Source organism: Neisseria sp. P0021.S005 (genome assembly GCF_051956955.1).
Genome location: NZ_JBQCWY010000173.1, coordinates 1 through 5,533, shown reverse-complemented (window position 1 = coordinate 5,533; position 5,533 = coordinate 1). Strand labels below are relative to the sequence as shown.

The window sequence follows — 5,533 nt, the reverse complement described above, 5'->3', positions numbered from 1 at the left end:
CAGCCTGCTTCAAACAATCCGTACCAAGCCACATTACAACACTCAGACACAAGAAATATAAAATGAACTTGGAAACCCTGCTGGCTCTGCCGCGCAACCTTAAAAAAACCTTCTTCGTCATCCACGACATCTTGATGATATTCGTGGCGTTTTGGTTTGCCCAAAGCCTCAAAGTGCAATATTCCGACGAATGGTTGAGTATCGCCAACTGGCTGGCTTTCGGCAGCACCGCTGTGCTGACCATCATCCTTTTCATCCGTATCGGCCTCTATCGCGCCGTCACGCGCTTCGTCAGCATCCGCGTCCTGACTGCCGCCGCATTCGGCAGCATTATTTCAGCGGTCTTGTTCTGCCTGACCACCCTGATTTTTGAACAAAAACTACACCTTGCCCTGCCCATCGTCTATTTCTTAGTTCTGGTGGTCGGCGTAACCAGCTCGCGCATGATCCTGCGTGCGATTCTGACCGACCATCACCGCAAACAGATGACCCCTGTCATCATCTACGGCGCAGGCCAATCAGGCCGCCAGTTGTTGGAAGCCATCAAACAGGTTAACGAATATTCGGCCATTGCCTTTGTCGATGACAACCCGAAAATCCAACGTACCGTCATCTATGACCTTGCCGTCTACAACCCCAACGAAATCCCGATGCTGATCAGCCGTTACGGCGTCCGCAAAATTCTGCTGGCGATTCCAAGTTCTACGCCTGAAGAACGCAAAGACATCATCCGCCGCCTCGAAGCATACAAATGCGAAGTCCTGACCATTCCGGGCATGAAGGATTTGGTGGACGGCAAAATCAACGTCAGCTCATTGAAAAAAATCTCTGTGGTCGATTTGCTCGGCCGTGCCCCTGTGGCACCTCGCCCTGAATTGATGCGCGCCGACATCAGCGACAAAGTCGTGATGGTAACCGGCGCAGGCGGCTCTATCGGCTCCGAACTTTGCCGTCAAATTCTCAATTGCCGGCCGACCAAACTGCTGTTGTTTGAATTGTCCGAATTCGCCCTGTACAGCATAGACAAAGAGTTGCGCGAAACCCAAGCCGCGCAAGGCAGCCAAGTTGAAGTCGTACCGCTTTTGGGTTCGGTTCAAAACAAAGAACGCCTTAGCAGCATCATGAAGGCCTATCACGTCGACACCGTTTATCATGCCGCAGCCTACAAACACGTTCCAATGGTAGAGTTCAACACCATCGAAGGCATTCAAAACAACGTGTTCGGCACACTCTGCTGTGCGCAGGCTGCCGTAGATGCAGGCGTTTCCACCTTTGTTTTGATTTCCACCGACAAAGCCGTCCGTCCGACCAACACCATGGGCGCCAGCAAACGCATGGCCGAACTCTGCCTGCAAGCCCTTGCCGCCGAGCCGGAACAAAAAACACGCTTCTGCATGGTGCGTTTCGGCAATGTATTGGGTTCGTCCGGCTCCGTTGTCCCGGTATTTGAAAAACAAATTGCCGAAGGCGGCCCGATTACCCTGACCCACCAAGACATTACCCGCTACTTCATGACCATTCCCGAAGCGGCGCAACTGGTTATCCAAGCCGGCGCAATGGGTAAAGGCGGCGACGTATTCGTCCTCGACATGGGCGAATCCGTCAAAATCATCGACCTTGCCCGTCAAATGATTGTCCTCAGCGGACTCAAAGTCAAAGACGAGCAACACCCGCACGGCGACATCGAAATCAAGATTACCGGCCTGCGCCCGGGCGAGAAACTTTATGAAGAACTGCTCATCGGTGATGAGGTGCAAAAAACCACTCATCCCCGTATTATGACCGCCAGTGAAGTAATGCTTCCATGGACGCAATTATCTGACATACTGTCGGAACTCGAAACCGCTTGTCTCCAAAGCGACCAAAACAGCCTGCGCCAGCTTCTGTTGCGCGCACCAACAGGCTTTGTACCCAAAGACGGTATCTGCGACTTGGTTTGGCAACAAAACAACAAGGCCGTCTGAACATTTTCAGACGGCCCGGACACCATCCTGCAAGGACTACTACATGAAAAAAACGCTCTCCCTGCTTATTCTATTTGCACTGACTGCCTGTAACAGCACGACAGTCATTCCTGGTTCAACCATCAAAACCAGAACCAAAACCATTGTTTACACCGATACCGACACCGCAACCGATACCAACCTCGACAGCCGCGTTGCCGTTTACCCCATTACGCCCAACCTGATTGAAAAAATGCGCAAGCCGCCTGTACTTTCCCAAAACAACCAAGGTTTGGAGCAAAGCAAAAGCGCTTACCGCTACCGCATCGGCAGCGGCGACGTCCTCAATATCATGGTTTGGGCGCACTCCGACCTCAACTCCCCTACCCAGCAAAGCAACCCGCAAACCAACCAAGTCAGCCGCGGTGCCTGGGTAGATGAGGGCGGTTATATTACTTACCCGTTAGCAGGCAAAATTCAAGCCAAAGGCAAAACTTTGGACGAATTGCAAAATACCCTGACCAACCTTCTGAAACGCTACATCAAAAATCCTCAAGTAGCCATCAACGTTACCGAATTCCGTTCGCAACGCATTTCAGTATCCGGTGCCATCAGCCAAGCAGGTCAGCTGCCGATTACCAATATCCCGATGACCATTTTGGATGCCATCAACCAAGCAGGCGGCGTCACCCAAAGTGCCGACACCCAACACATCAAATGGACGCACAACGGCGTCGACCGCACCATTTCCCTACAAGACATGTTGCAATACGGTGATATGTCGCAAAACCACCTCCTCAGCCATGGTGACATCGTTTATGTTCCTAACAGCAGCAACAACAAAATCTACATCATGGGTGAAGTCGGCAAACAAGCCACCCTGCCGATCGGCAATCACGGCCTCAACCTGACCCAAGCGCTCGGCGAAGTGGGCGGCATGAACCAAGCCTATGCGGATGCAACCGGCGTATTCGTGATCCGCCGCGCACCTGAAGATGCGGCCAGACCTATCCACATCTACCAGCTCAACCTAAAAGATGCGACTTCTTACGCACTGGGCAGCGAATTCAAATTGCGCTCCGAAGACACCGTTTACGTTACCGCCGCCCCAGTTACCCGTTGGAACCGCGTAATGTCACAAATTACCAACTCCATCAGCAACGTCAATACCCTCGACAATACGTTTAAATAAGCAGTGGTTCCTGCTGTCAGACCCTGTTTGACAGCAGGATACAAAATCACGCACAATCCAACCAAATTACATAAACGGCATATAAAAGCCGTACACACCGCACAAACGGAAAAGCAGTACCTTATAGTCTGACTCACGCTTTTTTCAGACCATAAACCGAAACAATATCATGTACCACAACATACTCATCGTCTGCCTAGGCAACATCTGCCGCTCCCCCACCGCAGAGCGGATTATGCAGAAAAAACTACCCGGCCACCGCATCAGCAGCGCTGGCATAAAAGCACTGGCAGGTAAGGATGCCGATTTCCAAGCCATCAAAACCGCACTCAAACACGGCGTTATCGTTGCAGGCCATACGGCACGCCAACTGACTGCCCAAATGTGCGAACAGGCCGATTTGATTCTCGTCATGGAGCCCTGTCAAATTGACATGGTGGCCGACATCCATCCGCCGGCACGCAGCAAAACCATGCTGTTTGCCCAATGGTTGCCGAAGAAAACCGTACCTGACCCATACAAACAAAGCAGTGAAATGTTTGAAGCCGTTTTTGAACAGCTCAATGCTGCCGCAGACACTTGGAAAACCAAACTAAACGGAAAAACTCAACCGGTATAAAACCGGCATGAACAAGAAAGCAAGCAATGAAAAAAACGACCTACACACCTTACAGCGCAGACAACGACGAAATCGACTTCGGCCAACAGCTGCGAGTAATTTGGACAAATAAATACAAAATCCTCGCCGCCCTGCTTGCAGGCGGCATTCTTGGCGCAGCCTTCAGCCTGGCATCCACTCCGCAATACCGTGCCGATGCCATGCTGGAAATTGAAACGCGACAAAACCAAATCCTGACCGAAATCAACAGCATCTTCAACAACCAAACCACGCCGTCTGAAGCAGAAGTCGAGTTGGTTCAATCACGCTTGGTGCTGGGTAAAACCGTTGACGACCTTCAGCTTGACCAAGAAGTCAAAGCCAAATACACACCCGTTATCGGCAGCCTGATGCACAACATCAGTGGCGACCCCGATCCCAAACTGACCGTCGGCAGCTTTTCCGTACAAGACGAATGGTTCAACAAAACCTTCACACTGACCGCCAAGAGCAACAAAGCCTATACCCTTACCCTGCCTGACAAACGCGTTGTCGAAGGCAAGGTCGGCGTGCCTCTGAAAATCAACAATCAAACCACCCTCAAAATCGATCAAATCCTGGCTAATCCGGGTCAAGAATTTGCGTTAACCAAGTTCTCCCGCATCAGCGCCATCGAAAACATCCAAAACAAACTGGCTGTTATCAGCAAAGGTAAAACCAGCCCCATCATTAACCTTACCTTTACCGGCACCGACCCTAAACGTACCAGCGTCATCCTCAACAGCATTGCCGACAACTACGTTGCGCAAAACCGCGAACGCGACGTCCAAGTCGCATCCAGCGGTTTGGCCTTCATCAGCGAAGAATTGCCACGCTTGAAAGAAACCTTGCAAGACGCTGAAAACAAACTCAATGCCTACCGCCAACAATCAGGCTCTCTCGACATTCCGCTCGAGTCCAAAGGCGCATTGGAAAGCCTGACCGGCATCGAAACCCAAATTACCCTGCTCAAAACCGAAGAAGCAGGTTTGGCCGAGCTGTACACGCCGGAACACCCTTCCTATAAAGCCGTATTGGACAAACTTGCCGTCCTCGAACGCGCTAAAAACAAAATCAACCAACAAATTGCCGAGTTGCCGAACACCCAACAAGAAGTTATCCGCCTGACCCGCGACGTAGAAACCAACCAAGCAACCTACGTCCAACTGTTGAGCAAACAACAAGAACTCAACATCATGAAAGCCAGTGCACAAGGTAATGTTCGCATCGTCGATTATGCCTATGTCCCTGAAAACCCCGTTGCCCCGCGCAAAGCCGTCATCACGCTCCTGAGCGCACTTGCCGCAGGCTCATTGACCGCTTTGTGGCTGATGATTCGCAACCGCATGAAAAACGGCATTACTTCATCCGAAGAAATCGAAAACCTCAATTTGGAAGTCGTCGCTCTTGTTCCGCACTCCAAAACCCAGCAAAAACGCGACTTCTTCAAAAACAAATTCAAAAAAACCGGCGGCCGTTCCAACTATCTGCTGGCCAGCGAAGACCGCGCCGACACGGCAGTCGAAGCCATCCGCGCCCTGCGCACCAATATCTACTTCTCCATGCTGGACGCGCCTAACAACGTCCTCATGATTACCGGTGCCGCGCCTGAAGCAGGCAAATCCTTTATCTCTGCCAACCTCGCCACCGTAATGGCGCAGTCAGGCAAACGCGTTCTGCTTATCGATACCGATATGCGCAAAGGCTACCTCGACCGACTCTTCGGCCTTACCCCCGAGTTCGGCTTGTCTGACATCCTCA

The 5,533-nt window shown here is 51.6% G+C and carries 4 protein-coding genes; all 4 read left to right on the top strand.

The window, feature by feature from the left end:
* Positions 1 to 62: 62 nt before the first annotated feature.
* The gene (locus tag ACTHUE_RS10170; RefSeq protein ID WP_070695479.1) at positions 63 to 1,964 is read left to right on the top strand and encodes a polysaccharide biosynthesis protein; all 1,902 of its coding nucleotides are present in this window, start codon (positions 63 to 65) and stop codon (positions 1,962 to 1,964) included.
* Between the two features lie 43 nt (positions 1,965 to 2,007).
* Positions 2,008 to 3,135 carry a polysaccharide export protein gene (locus tag ACTHUE_RS10165; protein ID WP_070695481.1) on the top strand — a complete coding sequence of 376 codons (1,128 nt, stop codon included), beginning with the start codon at positions 2,008 to 2,010 and terminating at the stop codon, positions 3,133 to 3,135.
* A 169-nt stretch (positions 3,136 to 3,304) separates the two neighbouring features.
* The gene (locus tag ACTHUE_RS10160; protein ID WP_004520878.1) at positions 3,305 to 3,754 is read left to right on the top strand and encodes a low molecular weight protein-tyrosine-phosphatase; all 450 of its coding nucleotides are present in this window, start codon (positions 3,305 to 3,307) and stop codon (positions 3,752 to 3,754) included.
* A gap of 26 nt (positions 3,755 to 3,780) precedes the next feature.
* Positions 3,781 to 5,533: GNVR domain-containing protein (locus ACTHUE_RS10155; RefSeq protein WP_440423410.1), on the top strand; the 1,753-nt coding region annotated here is incomplete at its 3' end.